The organism is Pantoea sp. SYBGC1 (genome assembly GCF_057197005.1).
Window position 1 is genome coordinate 282,195 of the sequence record NZ_JBXUNM010000003.1, and the last position, 18,978, is coordinate 301,172.

Annotated in this window: 18 protein-coding genes; 10 read left to right on the forward strand and 8 right to left on the reverse strand. The window is 53.4% G+C overall.

Features of this window, described 5'->3' with window-relative positions; genetic code table 11:
• Nucleotides 1–41 precede the first annotated feature (41 nt).
• The 7 genes from hupB to bolA form a co-directional block, all read right to left on the reverse strand.
• A complete protein-coding gene (gene hupB / locus AC2CF9_RS08645) occupies nt 42–314 on the reverse strand; it encodes a nucleoid-associated protein HU-beta (protein ID WP_039382989.1) in 273 nt (90 codons plus the stop codon).
• A 210-nt stretch (nt 315–524) separates the two neighbouring features.
• Nucleotides 525–2,879, reverse strand: a complete 2,355-nt coding sequence (lon, locus tag AC2CF9_RS08650; RefSeq protein WP_039382988.1) for an endopeptidase La — start codon at nt 2,877–2,879, stop codon at nt 525–527.
• A gap of 189 nt (nt 2,880–3,068) precedes the next feature.
• Nucleotides 3,069–4,340 carry an ATP-dependent protease ATP-binding subunit ClpX gene (gene clpX, locus AC2CF9_RS08655; RefSeq protein WP_039382987.1) on the reverse strand — a complete coding sequence of 424 codons (1,272 nt, stop codon included), beginning with the start codon at nt 4,338–4,340 and terminating at the stop codon, nt 3,069–3,071.
• 129 nt (nt 4,341–4,469) lie between these two features.
• The gene (gene clpP / locus AC2CF9_RS08660; RefSeq protein ID WP_010616837.1) at nt 4,470–5,093 is read right to left on the reverse strand and encodes an ATP-dependent Clp endopeptidase proteolytic subunit ClpP; all 624 of its coding nucleotides are present in this window, start codon (nt 5,091–5,093) and stop codon (nt 4,470–4,472) included.
• A gap of 335 nt (nt 5,094–5,428) precedes the next feature.
• On the reverse strand, nt 5,429–6,733 hold the full coding sequence (gene tig, locus AC2CF9_RS08665) for a trigger factor (RefSeq protein ID WP_094111500.1): 1,305 nt from the start codon (nt 6,731–6,733) through the stop codon (nt 5,429–5,431).
• A gap of 95 nt (nt 6,734–6,828) precedes the next feature.
• The gene (locus AC2CF9_RS08670; protein WP_150017658.1) at nt 6,829–7,035 is read right to left on the reverse strand and encodes a hypothetical protein; all 207 of its coding nucleotides are present in this window, start codon (nt 7,033–7,035) and stop codon (nt 6,829–6,831) included.
• A complete protein-coding gene (bolA, locus tag AC2CF9_RS08675; protein WP_039382985.1) occupies nt 7,035–7,349 on the reverse strand; it encodes a transcriptional regulator BolA in 315 nt (104 codons plus the stop codon). Before bolA ends, AC2CF9_RS08670 begins: the two co-directional genes overlap by 1 nt.
• 265 nt (nt 7,350–7,614) lie before the next feature.
• On the opposite strand from bolA, the gene AC2CF9_RS08680 reads away from it, so the two are divergent.
• The 8 genes from AC2CF9_RS08680 (at nt 7,615) to AC2CF9_RS08715 (ending at nt 16,494) form a co-directional block, all read left to right on the forward strand.
• Nucleotides 7,615–8,193 carry a lipoprotein gene (locus AC2CF9_RS08680; protein ID WP_039382984.1) on the forward strand — a complete coding sequence of 193 codons (579 nt, stop codon included), beginning with the start codon at nt 7,615–7,617 and terminating at the stop codon, nt 8,191–8,193.
• A gap of 55 nt (nt 8,194–8,248) precedes the next feature.
• Nucleotides 8,249–9,736, forward strand: a complete 1,488-nt coding sequence (ampG, locus tag AC2CF9_RS08685; RefSeq protein ID WP_484556774.1) for a muropeptide MFS transporter AmpG — start codon at nt 8,249–8,251, stop codon at nt 9,734–9,736.
• A 436-nt stretch (nt 9,737–10,172) separates the two neighbouring features.
• A complete protein-coding gene (gene cyoA, locus AC2CF9_RS08690; RefSeq protein WP_150017662.1) occupies nt 10,173–11,096 on the forward strand; it encodes a cytochrome o ubiquinol oxidase subunit II in 924 nt (307 codons plus the stop codon).
• Nucleotides 11,097–11,100: 4 nt separating this feature from the next.
• Nucleotides 11,101–13,083 (forward strand): cytochrome o ubiquinol oxidase subunit I, encoded by a 1,983-nt coding sequence (gene cyoB / locus AC2CF9_RS08695; RefSeq protein ID WP_065649951.1) that lies wholly within the window; start codon nt 11,101–11,103, stop codon nt 13,081–13,083.
• Nucleotides 13,083–13,697 (forward strand): cytochrome o ubiquinol oxidase subunit III, encoded by a 615-nt coding sequence (locus tag AC2CF9_RS08700; protein WP_039382980.1) that lies wholly within the window; start codon nt 13,083–13,085, stop codon nt 13,695–13,697. The genes cyoB and AC2CF9_RS08700 overlap by 1 nt, the downstream gene beginning before the upstream one ends.
• Nucleotides 13,697–14,026, forward strand: a complete 330-nt coding sequence (locus AC2CF9_RS08705; RefSeq protein WP_039382979.1) for a cytochrome o ubiquinol oxidase subunit IV — start codon at nt 13,697–13,699, stop codon at nt 14,024–14,026. The genes AC2CF9_RS08700 and AC2CF9_RS08705 overlap by 1 nt, the downstream gene beginning before the upstream one ends.
• 13 nt (nt 14,027–14,039) lie before the next feature.
• Nucleotides 14,040–14,927: a heme o synthase gene (gene cyoE / locus AC2CF9_RS08710; protein ID WP_039382978.1), complete on the forward strand. Its 888-nt coding sequence runs from the start codon at nt 14,040–14,042 to the stop codon at nt 14,925–14,927.
• A 202-nt stretch (nt 14,928–15,129) separates the two neighbouring features.
• A complete protein-coding gene (locus tag AC2CF9_RS08715; RefSeq protein ID WP_150017664.1) occupies nt 15,130–16,494 on the forward strand; it encodes an MFS transporter in 1,365 nt (454 codons plus the stop codon).
• A gap of 97 nt (nt 16,495–16,591) precedes the next feature.
• Here AC2CF9_RS08715 and AC2CF9_RS08720 read toward each other — a convergent pair whose 3' ends face one another.
• Entirely contained in the window at nt 16,592–17,083 is a 492-nt protein-coding gene (locus tag AC2CF9_RS08720) for a YajQ family cyclic di-GMP-binding protein (protein WP_039382976.1), read from the reverse strand.
• Nucleotides 17,084–17,207: 124 nt separating this feature from the next.
• Between AC2CF9_RS08720 and panE the strand changes: the two genes are divergently transcribed.
• Together panE and yajL are read left to right on the forward strand one after the other, a co-directional pair.
• Nucleotides 17,208–18,128: a 2-dehydropantoate 2-reductase gene (gene panE / locus AC2CF9_RS08725; RefSeq protein WP_484556775.1), complete on the forward strand. Its 921-nt coding sequence runs from the start codon at nt 17,208–17,210 to the stop codon at nt 18,126–18,128.
• On the forward strand, nt 18,082–18,693 hold the full coding sequence (gene yajL / locus AC2CF9_RS08730; protein WP_150017670.1) for a protein deglycase YajL: 612 nt from the start codon (nt 18,082–18,084) through the stop codon (nt 18,691–18,693). Before panE ends, yajL begins: the two co-directional genes overlap by 47 nt.
• Nucleotides 18,694–18,978: the final 285 nt, after the last annotated feature.

Sequence of the window (18,978 nt, forward strand, 5' to 3'; positions counted from 1 at the left end):
ATCCAGAGAAGAAAATGCTTCACTGGTTAATCCTGACTGGCTTAATTAACGGCGTCTTTCAGCGCTTTACCCGCGCGGAATCCCGGTACTTTGCCAGCCGGGATAGTGATCTCTTTACCGGTTTGTGGATTACGGCCGGCACGCTCAGCGCGCTCGCGCACAGAGAAAGTACCGAAACCCACCAGGGCTACTTCATCGCCCTCTTTCAGCGCGCCAGAAACAGATTCGGTAAATGCTTCCAGTACACGTCCGGCTGCTGCTTTTGAAATATCCGCTTCTGCAGCGATTTTGTCGATCAACTGTGACTTATTCACTCTCTTCATCCCCTCTTTTATTATTCACTTTGCCCCGCTCTTGATGCCGGAGCAAACGCGCTGCCAGTTATAACAAGCCTGTGGTGCTGAAACAACGGTATTCATCTTAATCGCAGATCCAGCAGCCCTCTAACTTAACAGGCAAAAAAAAGCTGGCAAGCCTGATTTGACCTGCCAGCTTCGCTTTTTAGCCGCGTTTGCTGCTTAGCGCTATTTTGCCGTCACAACCTGCATACCGGATGGCGCATTTTCCAGGGCCAGATTCAGCACCTCTTCAATGCGTTTAACCGGATGAATGCTGAGATCGGCAATCACGTTTGCCGGGATCTCTTCCAGATCGCGTTTGTTTTCATCCGGGATCAGTACAGTTTTAATCCCGCCACGATGTGCTGCCAACAGTTTCTCTTTCAGACCACCGATAGGCAGTACCTGACCACGCAGCGTGATCTCGCCGGTCATCGCCACATCGGAACGGACCGGGTTACCGGTCAGACAGGAGACCAGCGCCGTACACATCGCAATACCGGCACTCGGACCATCCTTCGGTGTAGCCCCTTCCGGCACATGCACGTGGATATCACGCTTCTCATAGAAGTCGCCGTTAATACCCAGTTTCTCTGCCCGGGCGCGAACCACGGTTAATGCAGCCTGAATCGACTCCTGCATGACCTCGCCGAGAGAACCGGTATAGGTCAGCTTGCCTTTACCCGGTACACATGCGGTTTCGATGGTCAGCAGATCGCCGCCCACTTCGGTCCACGCCAGGCCGGTCACCTGCCCTACGCGGTTTTCGCTGTCAGCGCGACCGTAATCAAAACGCTGTACGCCGAGGAAATCTTTCAGGTTGTCGCCATTAATTGTGATGCTCTTCTGAGTTTTATCCATCAGCAGCGCTTTAACCGCTTTACGGCATAACTTAGAGAGTTCACGTTCCAGGCTACGTACGCCTGCTTCACGCGTGTAATAGCGAATGATGCCGATGATTGCGCTATCGTCAACGCTGATCTCTTTCTCTTTCAGCGCATTGCGCTCAATCTGTTTTGGCAGCAGATGCTGCTTTGCAATATTGAGTTTTTCATCTTCGGTATAGCCCGACAGGCGGATCACTTCCATACGATCCAGCAGCGGTGCCGGAATATTCATGGAGTTGGAGGTCGCGACAAACATTACGTCAGACAGATCGTAGTCGACTTCCAGGTAGTGATCGTTAAACGCGATGTTCTGTTCCGGATCCAGCACTTCCAGCAGTGCCGAAGCGGGATCGCCGCGCATATCAGACGACATTTTATCAATCTCATCCAGCAGGAACAGCGGGTTTTTCACGCCCACTTTCGCCATTTTCTGGATCAGTTTGCCCGGCATTGAACCGATATAGGTGCGACGATGTCCGCGGATTTCTGCTTCATCACGCACGCCGCCCAGCGCCATACGCACATATTTACGTCCGGTCGCTTTCGCAATCGACTGTCCCAGAGAGGTTTTACCCACACCCGGCGGGCCAACCAGACAGAGGATTGGGCCTTTGATTTTGCTGACGCGACTCTGCACCGCAAGATACTCAAGGATGCGATCTTTGACGCGCTCAAGACCAAAGTGATCGGTATCAAGCGTCTCCTGCGCTTTGCGCAGATCCTTCTTCACCTTACTGCGCGCGTTCCATGGAACCTGCACCATCCAGTCGATGTAGCCGCGTACCACCGTCGCTTCTGCCGACATCGGCGACATCATCTTCAGTTTCTGCAGCTCAGCTTCCGCTTTTTCACGCGCTTCAGCCGGCATTTTAGCCGCGTCGATTTTACGCTTCAGCGCTTCATACTCGTCTGGTGCGTCATCCATCTCGCCCAGCTCTTTCTGAATCGCCTTCATCTGTTCGTTCAGATAATATTCGCGCTGGCTTTTTTCCATCTGCTTTTTGACGCGATTGCGAATACGTTTTTCAACCTGCAGCAGGTCAATTTCCGATTCCATCATCGCCATCAGATATTCCAGACGCTCGTTAACGTCGGACATCTCAAGCACGGACTGTTTATCCGCCAGCTTCAGAGGCATATGCGCCGCCACGGTATCGGCCAGGCGCGCCGCATCATCAATGCTGTTCAGCGACGTCAGCACTTCAGGCGGGATCTTTTTGTTCAGCTTGATATAGCCTTCAAACTGATTAATCGCGGTGCGCACCAGCACTTCCTGCTCGCGCTCTTCAATTTCTGGCGAAGTCAGATATTCAGCCTGAGCGACAAAGTGATCGCCATTGTCAGATAGCGTGGTAATGCGGGCACGCTGCAGGCCCTCCACCAGCACCTTAACTGTGCCATCAGGCAGCTTCAGCATCTGCAGTACGGACGCCACTGTCCCTACGGCAAAGAGATCGTTAATTCCAGGTTCATCCGTTGAAGCCTCTTTCTGGGCAACCAGCATGATCTTCTTGTCATGATCCATTGCTGCTTCCAGGCAACGAATCGATTTTTCCCGACCAACAAACAACGGAATTACCATGTGCGGATAAACCACCACGTCGCGCAGCGGCAACACGGGGATTTCAATGCGTTCAGAACGCTCAGGATTCATAGAGCTCTCTCTTAGTTTAATGTCCGCCAGGTGATGGGTACCGCGTAATACAGGCTGTATGCAGTTAAACCCACAGGATTATGAGTATATGGGGATGCTTGTCCGACATTCAATGTCACAGGAGTGAGAAAAGTAAAAGGGGAATAGAATTCCCCTTTTTTAAGATAACAACGTGATTTGGCTGCTTATTTATTCGCCAGAAGCTTGTGCTTCATGCTTTCCGTAAATCAGCATTGGATCGGACTCGCCATCAATCACCGAATCATCGATAACCACTTTCTCAACATCTTCCATTGAAGGCAGGTCATACATGGTTTCCAGCAGGGCTGCCTCAACGATAGAACGCAGACCGCGCGCACCGGTTTTGCGCGACATCGCCTTTTTAGCGATAGCCGTCAGCGCTTCGTCGCGGAACTCCAGCTCAACGCCTTCCAGGTTGAACAGCGCCTGATACTGCTTGGTGAGCGCATTTTTCGGCTCGCGCAGGATCTGGATCAGGGCTTCTTCGCTCAGCTCGTTCAGCGTGGCGACCACTGGCAGACGACCGATAAATTCCGGAATCAGACCAAACTTGATCAAATCTTCCGGCTCTACCTGTGACAGCAGTTCGCCTTCGCTGGCTTTTTGCGATTTGCCTTTTACTGTCGCGCCAAAGCCGATACCCGATCCGGTTTCTACACGCTGCGAAATCACCTTATCAAGGCCGGCAAATGCACCGCCGCAGATAAACAGGATTTTCGATGTATCAACCTGCAGAAACTCCTGCTGCGGATGTTTGCGACCACCCTGAGGCGGGACAGCGGCAACGGTGCCTTCGATCAGCTTCAGCAGCGCCTGCTGCACGCCTTCGCCTGACACATCACGCGTAATAGAAGGGTTATCAGACTTACGGGAGATTTTATCAATCTCATCGATGTAGACAATCCCGCGCTGCGCCTTCTGCACATCATAGTCGCACTTCTGCAGCAGCTTCTGAATGATGTTTTCCACATCTTCGCCCACATAACCCGCTTCGGTCAGCGTGGTGGCGTCCGCCATGGTAAAAGGCACATCCAGCAGGCGCGCCAGCGTTTCTGCCAGCAGTGTCTTACCGCTACCGGTTGGGCCGATCAGCAGAATGTTACTTTTGCCCAGCTCGATACCGTTGCTGGTATCGCCATTGCGCAGGCGTTTGTAGTGGTTGTAAACGGCAACCGCCAGCACTTTTTTCGCCTTTTCCTGACCAATAACATAGTCATCGAGATGGTGACGAATTTCATGTGGCGTTGGCAGAGCGCTACGCTCGCGATGGGGCGCAACCTCTTTAATCTCTTCACGAATGATGTCATTACATAAATCGACACATTCGTCGCAAATATAGACTGACGGCCCGGCAATCAGCTTACGGACTTCATGCTGGCTTTTGCCGCAGAAAGAGCAGTACAGCAACTTACCTGAACCGTCTTTGCGCTTATCTGTCATCAGCTAACCTCTTTTCGTTCTCAGACCTACTCTGGTGTACGGCACTGGCCGTACAACAACGGCCGGTATGCATGCAACTCACCTGCCTGCCCCCCGTTAACTATAGCGTAAGGGCCAGGCAGGTGCGTCTTATTGACGGTGTGTCAGGATAGAGTCAACCAGACCATACTCTACCGCTTCGCTGGCAGAGAGGAAACGATCGCGTTCGGTATCGCGCTCAATCTGCTCCAGTGATTTGCCGGTATGCTCAGCCATCAGCTCATTCATGCGCTGTTTTACTTTCAGAATTTCACGCGCGTGAATTTCAATATCCGTTGCCTGTCCCTGATAGCCGCCCAGCGGCTGGTGAATCATCACGCGGGAGTTAGGCAGGCAGAAACGTTTACCTTTGGTTCCTGCCGTCAGCAAAAACGCGCCCATTGAGCACGCCTGACCCATACAGATGGTGCTGACGTCCGGCTTGATGAATTTCATGGTGTCATAGATCGACATACCAGCCGTAATCACGCCACCCGGTGAGTTGATGTAGAGATAGATATCTTTTTCCGGATTCTCTGCTTCCAGAAACAGCATCTGCGCCACAATCAGGTTCGCCATGTGATCTTCAACCTGACCGGTCAGAAAGATAACGCGCTCTTTAAGCAGGCGGGAATAGATGTCGTAAGAACGCTCGCCGCGCGAGGTTTGTTCGACCACCATTGGCACCAGCGCATTAGTTGGTGCAGTAAATTCACGATCGCCACTGTATGACATTACCGTCTCCTGATAAATTTCATTGGCAACATTCTGTACCGATTCTACGTGAGACGCGCTGCGAAAACTATGCACAGCCGCCTCGTTCCGACATTTCAGGACGGTTAATCAGCCAGCCTCACGGTTCTCTCGCATTCTTCCTCTATCTGGGGATGCTGCCCGGTTGTTTCAAGCATAACAACCTTTTCTCTATTCGCTAACCTGGAAAAAGAGCATAACGGATAATTTGCCGCTTAATTAGTCAAATAGCGGTGCAGGAAGGGGGGTTTTATCATAACTATAAAAAAGCCCGCGACAGGAGGTCGCGGGCTGAGCACATTCCGTTAAGTGATTAATCAGGCCGCAGAGGTCTGGTTCATCAGCTCCTGGAAAGAGGTCGCTTTGTCGGCGACTTTGGCTTTCGCCAGCAGAGCCTCGACCGCCTGCTCTTCCAGTGCAACGTTGCGCATGTTGTTCATCAGCTCGCTGTTCTTGCTGTAGAACTCGATAACTTCCTGCGGATCTTCATACGCAGAAGCCATCTCTTCGATCAGCGTCTTAACGCGATCTTCGTCAGCTTTCAGCTCGTTGATGCGGATCACTTCGCCCAGCAGCAGACCGACAACCACGCGACGTTTTGCCTGCTCTTCGAACAGCTCACGTGGCAGTTCCAGCGCCTGCTTCTCATTGCCACCAAAGCGCTGAGCAGCCTGACGACGCAGCACGTCGATTTCGCCATCAATCAGAGCGGCCGGTACGTCGATGTTGTTCGCTTCAACCAGACCATCCAGAACCTGAGACTTCACGCGGTTACGGATAGCGCCTTTGAGCTCGCGCTCCATGTTTTTACGCACTTCTGCACGCAGGCCATCAACTGAACCATCTTCTACGCCGAAACGCTTGATGAAATCAGCGGTCAGTTCTGGCAGCTCACGGGTTTCAACTTTCTTCAGAACGATATCAAACTTCGCATCTTTCCCTTTCAGGTTTTCTGCGTGGTAATCGTCCGGGAATTTAACGTCGATAGTGAAGGTGTCACCCGCTTTCTTACCGGTGATGCCCTCTTCAAAACCAGGGATCATACGACCCTGACCCATCGCCAGAACGAAGTCAGACGCTTTACCGCCTTCAAACTCTTCGCCATCAACAGAACCGTTGAAATCGATGGTAGCGCGATCTTCAGCGGTAGCCGCTGCGTCAGTCTCTTTCCAGGTAGCCTGCTGCTTCTGCAGAGTATCCAGCATCGCATCAACGTCTGCATCGGTCACTTCAACAACCGGTTTTTCAACTTCGATTGCGTCCAGACCCTGCAATTCCACTTCCGGATAGACTTCAAACTCAACCGCATAGGTAAAGTCTTCGCCTTCTTTGTACTCACCCGGCACATAGTCAGGCGCGCCCGCTGGATTGATTTTCTCTTTGATGATGGCGTCAACGAAGTTACGCGTCATCAGCTCACCCAGCACATCCTGGCGAACAGAGGCGCCGTAGCGCTGATTGATGATATGCGATGGCACTTTCCCTTTACGGAAACCATCGATACGGACTTTCTTAGCCACTTCAATCAGTTCTTTCTTAACTGCAGCGTCAATGCTGTCAGCTGGAATAGTAATCGAAATGCGGCGGCCCAGACCCTGGGTGGTTTCTACTGAAACTGTCATTTTGTTACCTCAAAAAATCACGTGCTCGGTCAACTTCAGACACCACACAATTAATGCGCCGTATCCAATAACCGGGACGGCCTCTGCGGGCAGAATCACATCCCTGTCACCAGAAGCGTCCCGAAGACATTCCGGAAAAATAGACGCCGCATTATAGCGGCATCGCCGGAATGAGTCGAGGCTGCAAACTCACCACTTTTTAACGACTTTGCTGCTTTTTTGCGCCGCAGATCGCGTTTAGCGTCTGAGAAACGAAAAAACGGCCCGCAGGCCGTTTCAGGAAAGGTTAAAGATGCCAGCATCAGGCAAGCGTACCGGCACCCCGGCAGTTAGGCGAAGCCAGGACCGTATCCTGCAGCCCGTGCCACTCTTTTTGCGTGTAAGTATGCAGCGCCAGCGCGTGTACGCTGCCTGCCAGTTCCGCAGACAGTTCGCCATAGATGGCGCGATGCCGCTGTAAAAAACGCTGGCCGGTAAAGTGATCGCTGACAATCACCACTTTAAAGTGACTTTCAGAACCGGCAGGCACGTTATGACGATAGCTTTCATCATGCACTTCGAGGTGTGCAGGTGTGAAAGCGTTGCGCAGCTTTTCTTCTATTTGTTCGCGAATCATTGTTTACACCCTCTCCGGCGAGCGCTGTGCCCCATCTGTTTAAATATTAGTAGGTTTTGCATTACTGCCCGGTAAAAATCAGAAAATATTCCCGCTCTGCAGCGCATCATAACCGGCAATCCGGGCGGGTCAACCTGCGGGTTTTCCTCCGGGCTGAAAAAAGCCTTTACAATCAATTTCCCGATGGCTGGGGCTTTTTTCACCTCGCTGCAATGCTATGATGATGCCGGATTTATCTCCTAACCTAACGCTAACGAGAATGAGTATGTTGAAGAAACTGTTATTCCCTCTGCTGGCTGCTTTTGTTTTAGCCGGCTGTGCCAGCAACAGTACAACCCTAAACATTCAGCCAAAAATCCAGCTGCCACAGCAGGATCCGAGCCTGATGGGCGTTACCGTCAGCGTAAACGGTGCCGATCAGCGCAGCGATCAGGCGCTGGCGAAGGTGAACCGCGATGGACAGCTGGTTACGCTGACGCCGTCACGCGACCTGCGTTTCCTGCTGCAGGAAGTGCTGGAGAAGCAGATGACCTCCCGCGGATATATGATCGGCCCGAACGGCGCCGTGGATCTGCAGATTGTGGTGAACGGCCTTTACGCTGACGTCACGCAGGGCAACGTGCGCTACAGCATCACCACAAAAGCGGATATCTCTATTATTGCCACGGCGAAAAACGGCAATAAGCAGGTGAAAAACTACCGTCAGACCTACAGCATTGAAGGCGCTTTCAATGCCACTAACGACAAAATCACCAACGCTGTGAATGCGACGCTGAGCGATGTGATCGCCGATATGGCGCAGGACACCAGCGTAAACAACTTCATTAAACAGAACGCACGCTAACCGCTCCGCTGTCATCTGCCCGGCCGTCTGTGCCGGGCACTACCTCAGGCTGGCTATGACCTCTCACTATCTGCGAATATTTACCCAACGTAACGCGGCGGTACTGCTGCTGCTTGGCTTCGCTTCCGGCTTGCCGCTGGCGCTGACCGCGGGCACGCTGCAGGCATGGATGACCGTAGAGAATGTCGATCTCAAAACCATTGGTTTCTTTTCTCTGGTAGGACAGGCTTACGTTTTCAAGTTTCTCTGGTCGCCGGTAATGGACCGCTATACGCCGCCGTTTCTGGGACGTCGCCGGGGCTGGTTACTGCTGACTCAGCTGGCGCTGATTGCCGGTATTGTCGCGCTCGGTTTTATGCATCCGGCTCAGGATTTAACGCTGCTGGCGGCCATCGCCGTGCTGGTCGCCTTCTGCTCCGCCTCTCAGGATATCGTCTTTGATGCGTGGAAAACGGATATCCTGCCGCCGGAAGAGCGCGGCAGCGGCGCAGCGATTACGGTGCTGGGCTATCGTCTGGCAATGCTTATCTCCGGCGGGCTGGCACTCTGGCTTGCCGATCGCTATCTGGGCTGGCGCGCAACCTACTGGCTGATGGCGCTGCTGATGATTCCGGGGCTGATCGCCACGCTGCTGGCTCGCGAGCCCGCTGCGGCTAAACGCGAGCCGCATACGCTGCGCCAGGCCGTTACGTTTCCTCTGGCGGACTTTTTTCAGCGTAACAATGCCTGGCTGCTCATCACCCTGATCATCCTTTATAAGCTGGGAGATGCCTTCGCGGCGTCGCTGACGACAACCTTTCTTATCCGCGGCGTCGGCTTCAGCGCGGGCGATGTTGGCCTGGTGAATAAAACGCTGGGGCTACTGGCGACAATTATCGGCGCACTCTATGGCGGCGTGCTGATGCAGCGTCTGAGCCTGTTTCGCGCCCTGATGCTGTTTGGCATTCTGCAGGCCGTGTCGAACGCCGCTTACTGGCTGCTGGCGGTCACTCCGCCCCACCTCTGGAGCATGGCCAGCGCGGTGTTTATTGAAAATCTGTGTGGTGGCATGGGAACAGCGGCCTTTGTGGCGCTGCTGATGACCATGTGTAATAAAGCGTTCTCGGCCACCCAGTTCGCTCTGCTCTCAGCGCTGGCTGCTGTTGGCCGCGTTTACGTGGGCCCGGCCGCCGGCTGGCTGGTTGAACTATGGGGCTGGTCCGCTTTCTATGCGTTTACCGTTGTGGCTGCGCTGCCGGGACTGCTGCTGCTGTGGCTTAGCCGCACCACGCTTCTTCAGATGCAGCAGAGCGGCACGTTTATTACGCGCACCCGCTGGCCTGTGGGCTATCGCTGGATTGTCCGCCTGTTTACCGCAGGCTGTGCGTTACTGGCCTGCTGGCTGCTGACGCTGGCGCTAACGGCTGCAGGCGCAGAATCGCTGACTGCACTGCTGACGCCGCTGTTTGAGGCGGGCATCAGCGTTGCCGTTCTGGCCGTTATGCTGGGCGTGGTACTCGACTGCCTGGCGCTGAGGAAAACCCACCGGCTCACTGAACGATAGCCAGACACTATTTGCAGGCGCTATTTATTTTGTTTAAAAATAGCGCCTGCGAATTCGCGCAAATAGCATTTTTTTCATCGCGAAATAAAAACATTAATTTAACAACATTGGGCGATATTTAAATCCGGTGAGCAATCAGTTTGTGGAAAAATTATCGCTCAAATGATGCATAATTGTTAAATAAGTGAGCATTAAAAGTACGGTTTATGCTTTCCCTGTTTTTTCTGCGGTTTCTGTCATTGCTTTTTGTTATATTGCCGCCAACTGCTTGTCGCGGTTAATAATTTGTCACTCTGCGTAACATCTGTGACTCCCTTAGCAAAAGGTGTCAACACCCTTCTGACACATCCTTAAGCTGGTTTACACTGCATAAACCTTACCGTAAAATGCGCGCACACTTAAACGACAATAGAGCCCTTGTCATTGAGGTCGTTAAATGAGACTCATGAAATACAATAAATGTTTGGGGATTTTGTCATTAATCGCAGGCGCTGTATTACTCAGCGGCTGCGATAGTGCGTTGTTAAATCCCAAGGGACAGATTGCAATGGAGCAACGTTCACTGATTCTGACAGCCTTTGGCTTGATGATGATTGTCGTTATTCCGGCAGTCTTAATGGCTGTTGTGTTTGCCTGGAAATATCGGGCGACCAATACCGAAGCGAAGTACAGCCCTAACTGGTCACACTCTAACAAAGTGGAAGCCGTGGTCTGGACCATTCCGATCCTGATCATCATCTTCCTCGGCGTGCTGACCTGGAAATCAACGCATGCGCTGGAGCCGGCTAAGCCGCTGGTCTCTGACGTCAAGCCTGTTGAGATCGATGTGGTTGCACTGGACTGGAAATGGCTGTTCATTTACCCGGAACAGGGTATTGCCACCGTTAACCAGATTGCCTTCCCGGCAAATACGCCAGTTAACTTCAAAATCACCTCTAACTCCGTGATGAACTCGTTCTTCATTCCTACGCTCGGCAGCCAGATCTACGCCATGGCGGGCATGCAGACCAAACTGCACCTGATCGCCAATGAGCCAGGAACGTTTGACGGTATCTCATCAAACTTCAGTGGTCGCGGTTTCTCTGGCATGAAGTTCAAGGCCATTGCAACTAAAGATGATGCGGAATTCCAGCAGTGGGTTGCCAAAGTTAAAGCGGCACCTAACACGCTGACCACCATGGATGAGTTTGAGAAACTGGCTTCGCCAAGTGAGAATCATCCGGTGGAATATTTCTCAACTGCGAATCCTGAACTCTTCAAGCAGGTTATTGATAAGTTCAAGATGAGCCACGGGAAAATGGACATGTCACACGAAGGCATGGACATGAATCACGCCGCTGCTGCGGGAACCGGGGAATAATACGATGTTCGGAAAATTAACACTGGATGCAGTGCCGTACCATGAGCCTATTATCATGGTTACGGTCGCCGCTATCATCATTGGTGGTCTGGCGCTGGTTGCCGCCCTCACCTATTTTGGTAAGTGGAAGTATCTGTGGTCAGAATGGCTTACCTCCGTTGACCACAAAAAACTGGGTATCATGTATATCATCATGGCATTCGTCATGCTGCTGCGCGGCTTTGCCGATGCAGTAATGATGCGTACCCAACAGGTTATGGCTTCTGCCGGTGAGGCGGGTATTCTGCCTCCGCACCACTACGATCAGATCTTCACCGCTCACGGCGTGATTATGATCTTCTTCGTGGCAATGCCATTTGTTGTAGGTCTGATGAACATCGCGGTTCCGCTGCAAATCGGTGCCCGTGACGTTGCGTTCCCGTTCCTGAACAACCTGAGCTTCTGGTTTACCGCGGTCGGTGTGATCCTGGTGAACATCTCTCTGGGTGTGGGCGAGTTCGCGCAGACTGGCTGGCTGGCTTATCCGCCGCTTTCTGGCGCGGAATATAGTCCTGGCGTCGGGGTCGACTACTGGATCTGGAGTCTCCAGCTTTCAGGGATCGGGACCACGCTGACTGGTATCAACTTCTTCGTGACCATTCTGAAGATGCGTGCGCCGGGCATGGACCTGTTCAAAATGCCGGTCTTTACCTGGGCATCACTCTGCACCAACGTCCTGATCATCGCTGCGTTCCCGGTTCTGACCGTGACGCTGGCACTGTTGACGCTTGATCGTTACCTCGACTTCCATTTCTTTACTAATGATATGGGCGGTAACATGATGATGTACGTCAACCTGATCTGGGTCTGGGGTCACCCGGAAGTGTACATCCTCGTTCTGCCGGTCTTTGGTGTCTTCTCTGAAGTTACCGCGACGTTCTCGAAAAAGCGTCTGTTTGGTTACACCTCACTGGTGTGGGCAACCATCGCCATTACCGTACTGTCGTTCATCGTCTGGCTGCACCACTTCTTCACCATGGGTGCGGGCGCTAACGTTAACGCCTTCTTCGGTATCATGACGATGATCATCGCGATTCCGACCGGGGTGAAAATCTTTAACTGGCTGTTCACCATGTATCAGGGTCGTATTGAGTTTAACTCAGCGATGCTGTGGACCATCGGCTTCCTGGTGACCTTCTCAGTCGGTGGTATGACCGGCGTACTGCTGGCCGTACCGGGCGCAGACTTTGTCCTGCACAACAGCCTGTTCCTGATTGCACACTTCCATAACGTTATTATCGGTGGTGTTGTCTTCGGTTGCATGGCCGGTGTGACCTACTGGTTCCCGAAAGCATTTGGCTTCACGCTGAACGAAACCTGGGGTAAACGCGCCTTCTGGTTCTGGATCATCGGCTTCTTTGTTGCCTTTATGCCGCTGTACGCACTGGGCTTCATGGGTATGACCCGTCGTCTGAGCCAGGATATCGATCCACAGTTCCACTCGCTGCTGGTTGTTGCAGCTGGCGGTGCGGCGCTGATTGCCTGCGGTATTCTGTGCCAGCTGGTTCAGTTCTGGGTATCGGTACGTGACCGCGATCAGAACCGCGATCTGACTGGTGACCCGTGGGGCGGTCGTACGCTGGAGTGGGCAACCTCTTCACCACCACCGTTCTACAACTTTGCTGTTATCCCTCATATCCACGAGCGTGATGCGTTCTGGGAAATGAAAGAGAAAGGCGAAGCGTACAAGCAGCCAGAAAAATATGAAGAAATTCATATGCCGAAAAACAGCGGCGCGGCCATTGTTATCGCTGCATTCGTAACAGTCTTCGGTTTCGCCATGATCTGGCATATCTGGTGGCTGGCGGGTCTCACTTTCCTGGGCACCATCGTGACCTGGATCGTGAAGAGCTTCGATGAGGACGTGGATTACTACGTTCCGGTTGCTGAAATCGAGCAGATCGAGAAGAAGCACTTTGATGACATCAGCAAAGCAGGTCTGAAATAATGTCGACTCAAACCGTAAAACACCACCACGACGCCCATGCGGAGCATGGGCATCACGATGCAGGAGCCAATAAAGTCTTTGGCTTCTGGATCTACCTGATGAGTGACTGCATTATCTTCGCAACGCTGTTTGCGACCTATGCAGTAATGGTCAACAACACTGCCGGTGGCCCGGCAGGTAAAGATATTTTCGAACTGCCGTTTGTGCTGGTTGAAACCGCGCTGCTGCTGCTGAGCTCCATCACTTATGGAATGGCAGTGATTGCGATGAACAACCAGAACAAAGGTTCGGTCATTGGCTGGCTGGCCCTGACCTTCCTGTTCGGTGCCGGATTTATCGGGATGGAAATCTATGAATTCCATCACCTGATCGCGGAAGGCTTCGGTCCAAACCGTAGCGGCTTCCTTTCTGGCTTCTTTACTCTGGTTGGTACGCACGGTCTGCACGTTACCTCTGGTCTGATCTGGATGGCGGTTCTGATGTTCCAGATCGCTAAACGTGGTCTGACTGAGAGCAACCGTACCCGTATCATGTGCCTGAGCCTGTTCTGGCACTTCCTGGATGTGGTGTGGATCTGCGTATTCACCGTTGTCTATCTGATGGGGGCCATGTAATGAGTCATTCTGTAAACGAACATGGTGCATCACACGGTAGCGTGAAGTCTTACATGATCGGCTTCATCCTCTCTATCATTCTGACGGCAATCCCGTTCTGGATGGTAATGGATGGCAGTGCCTCACACGGCACCATCCTGGGTGTGGTTCTGGTGTGTGCAGTGGTTCAGGTGCTGGTGCACCTGGTCTACTTCCTGCATCTGGACAGCAAGTCAGAGGGTGGCTGGAACATGGTGGCCATTGTCTTCTCAGCAATCATCATTCTGATTGTTGTGATCGGTTCACTGTGGATTATGTGGAACCTCAACTACAACATGATGGCCCACTAAAGAGTCACGCGTAATGATTAAGCAATACCTGCAAGTAACAAAACCAGGAATTATTTTCGGAAATTTAATTTCTGTCATCGGTGGATTTCTGCTGGCCTCTAAAGGCAGCATCGATTATCCCCTGTTTCTCACCGCGCTGGCTGGCGTGTCGCTGGTGGTCGCATCAGGTTGTGTATTCAACAATGTGATTGACCGTGATATCGACATCAAAATGGAGAGAACGCGGAACCGGGTTCTGGTCAAAGGCCTGATCTCGGCGAAAGTAAGCCTGGTTTATGCCACTGCGTTGGGTATTGCTGGCTTTGCGTTGCTGTATTTCGGCGCCAACCCGCTGGCCATGTGGCTGGCGGTCATGGGCTTCGTGGTCTATGTTGGCGTTTACAGCCTCTATATGAAGCGTCATTCGGTCTACGGAACGCTGATCGGCAGCCTCTCCGGTGCTGCGCCACCGGTGATTGGCTACTGCGCAGTCACCAATGAGTTTGATGCTGGCGCATTAATTTTACTGGCTATCTTTAGCCTGTGGCAGATGCCGCACTCCTACGCGATTGCCATCTTCCGCTTTAAAGATTACCAGGCCGCCAACATTCCGGTTCTGCCGGTGGTGAAAGGCATCTCTGTGGCGAAAAACCATATTACGCTCTACATTCTGGCGTTTATGATTGCCACGCTGATGCTCTCGCTGGGTGGTTATGCGGGCTACAAATATCTGATCGTGGCTGCGGCGGTCAGCGTCTGGTGGCTGGGTATGGCACTCTCAGGTTACAAAACCTCAAACGATAAAGTCTGGGCGCGTAAACTGTTTGTGTTCTCTATCATCGCCATCACCGCGCTGAGCGTCATGATGTCAGTTGACTTCATGGCTCCCGCATCCAAAGACCTGCTCACTTACGTCTGGTAAGCGGGCACCGTCACTCTGAGAAAGGGCGCGATTTTCGCGCCCTTTCTTTTTGTTACCACTGCTTAAAAACAAATGTTTTACCCGCCCTCCCCTGCTCCCTAAAATGGGCGCTAAATGCCCGAAATAAATCAGTTTGCAGCAACAGAGTGTTACTGGCTGCTGCAGCATGGTGCATGACAGGCAGACACTTACAGAGGTTGGAATGAACGACAATAAAATGACGCCGGTAGAGCTGCGCGCTACATGGGGTTTAGGTACCGTTTTTTCCCTGCGTATGCTCGGAATGTTTATGGTTCTGCCGGTACTTACCACTTACGGCATGGCGTTACAGGGTGCCAGCGAAACCCTGATTGGTCTGGCAATTGGTATTTATGGCCTGGCACAGGCCATTTTTCAGATCCCGTTCGGGCTGCTCTCCGATCGTATCGGACGCAAGCCGCTGATCGTCGGCGGCCTGCTGCTGTTTGTCCTTGGCAGCGTGATTGCCGCCACGACCACCTCAATCTGGGGCATTATTCTTGGTCGCGCGTTACAGGGCTCCGGCGCTATTGCCGCTGCCGTAATGGCGCTGCTGTCCGATCTCACCCGTGAGCAGAACCGCACTAAAGCGATGGCGTTTATCGGTATCAGTTTTGGCGTGACCTTTGCGATTGCCATGGTGGCCGGACCCATTGTCACGCACGCGCTGGGGCTGCATGCGCTGTTCTGGATGATTGCGCTGCTGGCAACGCTGGGTATCGTTATCACGCTGCTGGTCGTGCCGAACGCGCGCGGTCACGTGCTGAACCGCGAGTCCGGGATGGTAAAAGGCAGCATTCGCGCCGTGCTGGCCAATCCCAGACTGCTGAAGCTTAATACCGGCATTCTCTGTCTGCACGTGCTGCTGATGTCGAGCTTTGTCGCCCTGCCCGGCCAGTTTGAACTGGCAGGCCTCCCGGCAGCGGAGCACTGGAAAATCTATCTGGTGACCATGCTGGTTGCCTTTGTCGCCGTAGTGCCGGTCATTATCTATGCCGAAGTAAAGCGTCGTATGAAGCGGGTTTTTGTCAGCTGCGTGGCGCTGATTATCATTGCGGAAATCGTTCTCTGGGGAGCAGAGGGTCACTTCTGGACGCTGGTGGCTGGCGTTCAGCTCTTTTTCCTCGCGTTTAACGTAATGGAGGCTATTCTGCCCTCGCTGATCAGCAAAGAGTCACCGGCTGGTTATAAGGGCACCGCCATGGGTATCTACTCCACCAGCCAGTTTCTTGGGGTGGCGATTGGCGGCAGTCTTGGCGGCTGGATTTTTGGTCATATTGATGCGCAGACGGTATTTCTCGTCGGAGCAATTATCGCTGCGGCCTGGCTGTTTGTCGCCATGTCGATGCAGGAACCGCCTTACGTCAGCAGCCTGCGGCTGGTACTGAGCGACGCCGTACTGGCCGTGCCGAATCTGGAAAAACGTCTGAAGGCTCAGCCTGGCGTGGCATCGGTATTTATCGTGCCGGAAGAGAAAAGCGCGTATATCAAAATCGACAGCAAAGTCACGAGCCGCGTTGAGATAGAGGCGCTGCTCGCCAGCTGCTGAATCAGAAGCCCGACCGCTGCGTCGGGCTTTTTTTACAGCGATCTATCCGGCATGAGGCGCTGTCGATCTATCGCTGTACGGCGTGCGCCAGAGAGGATTAATCGCGGAAGTTTTTGAACTGGAATGGCTGTCCGAGGTTGCCACCGCGCACCAGCGCCATCGCGCCCTGCAGATCATCGCGCGATTTGCCGGTCACGCGCAGTTCGTCGCCCTGAATCTGCGTCTGCACCTTAAGCTTGCTGTCTTTAATCAGCTTCACCAGCTTTTTGGCAACGTCGCTTTCAATGCCTTTCTTCAGTTTGGCTTCTACGCTCCAGCTTTTACCGCTGTGTTCAATCTCTTCCGGTACTTCAATCGCAGCGTTTTCAATACCGCGCTTCAGCAGCTTTTCACGCAGAATATCGACAATCTGCTTCACCTGAAAATCGGACTCGGTGGTGATTTTAATTGTCTCGTTCTTCTCATTCAGCTCAACGCTGGCGGTGACATTACGAAAGTCGAAGCGGGTTGAGAGTTCACGGTTGGTGTTTTCTACCGCGTTGCGGACTTCCTGCAGCTCGACTTCGGAAACGATATCGAAAGATGGCATCTTTTCTTCTCCTGATACTAAAGTGACATGCATAATACGCGTCTTGCTGCGCTAATAAAACACGCGGCAGCTCAAAGCTATACTGAGTATGTGATGTGAAAATACCCCGCCAGCAGGAGGCAGAATGAAAATTACCGTGCTGGGTTGCGGCGCGCTGGGGCAGGTCTGGCTGACTGCGCTGGCCCGTCAGGGTCACGACGTACAGGGCTGGCTGCGCGTGCCGCAGCCCTACTGTTCCGTTAACGTCACCGATCTGCAGGGCGAAGTGAGCAATCACACTTTTATCGCCAACGATCCGCTGTTTCTGGCGCGCAGCGACCTGTTACTGGTTACCCTGAAAGCGCCGCAGGTTTCGCCGGCGATTAAAAATCTTCAGAGCGTGCTGCGCGCGGAGATGCCGGTTTTGCTGCTGCACAACGGTATGGGAACGCTGGAGGAGCTGCGCGATTTGACGCAGCCGCTGCTGCGCGGCATCACCACCCATGCGGCGATGCATGACGGGACGGTGATCCGCCATGTGGCGGCTGGCATTACGCATATCGGACCGGTCAGCCGTGACGCCGCGCCGTTGAGCCATCTCGCGGATCTGCTGCACCGGGCATTACCTGACGTTGCCTGGCATGATGATATCGCCTCCGCCTGCTGGCGCAAGCTGGCGGTGAACTGCGTTATTAATCCGCTAACGGTAGAGCATGAGTGCCTGAACGGCGCGCTGCGCGCCTGGCCGGAGCAGATTAATACGCTGTGCGACGAGCTGGCGCTGCTGCTGACGCGTGAAGGTCAGCATATGGACGCAGAGACGTTACGTGCCATCATTTATGACGTTATCGACACGACTGCCGCCAACGTCTCTTCTATGCTGCAGGATATCCGTATGCAGCGACAAACTGAAATCGATTATATTACCGGCTATCTGCTGCGCCGCGCGCGCAGTCAGGGCATTACGCTGCCGGAGAATAGCCGCCTTTATGATCTGGTAAAACGCAAGGAGTCACAATATGAACGCCAGCCCATCCGTACTGGTATGCCTCGCTCATGGCAGTGAAGAGACCGAAGCGGTCACCACCATCGACGTGCTGGTGCGCGGCGGCATTACTGTTACCACTGCCAGCGCAGAGAGTGACGGCACGCGGGAAATTATATGCTCGCGTGGCGTGCGCCTGCTGGCTGATGCCCCCCTGGCAGAAGTGGCAGATAACGATTTTGACGCCGTTGTTCTGCCGGGTGGTCTGAAAGGTGCAGAGACGTTCCGCGACAGCCCGCTGCTGGTGGAAACGGTGCGCCAGTTTCATCTGACAGGAAAAATTGTGGCGGCTATTTGTGCAGCGCCAGGCACGGTACTGGTGCCGCACGATCTCTTTCCGGTCGGGAATATGACCGGCTTTCCGGGCCTGAAAGAGACAATCCCGGATGCGAAATGGATGGAGCGCCGCGTGGTATGGGATCCGCGCGTAAACCTGCTCACCAGCCAGGGGCCGGGTACAGCGTTTGATTTTGCATTAAAGCTGGTGGACCTGCTGCAGGATAGAGAGACTGCACGCGAAGTCGCTTCACAGCTGGTGCTGGCGGCAGGCATTTATAATTATCAGGAGTTCGATGAGCGCGAATAAAGTACGCCCCTGCGAATTCCGTTGTGCGAAATTAATTCCGGTTTCACCGTAGAGGGCGCATCAATGCGCCCCTCAGTCAAATCAGGTACCGCACATAAACCAGGGGCGCCATAAATGGCGCCCCTACGGAACCAGACGCAGGGGGCGCATTAATGCGCCCCTCAGTCAAATCAGGTACCGCGCATAAACCCGGGCGCCATTAATGGCGCCCCTACGGAACCAGACGCAGGGGGCGCATTAATGCGCCCTCAGTCAAATCAGGTACCGCGCATAAACCCGGGCGCC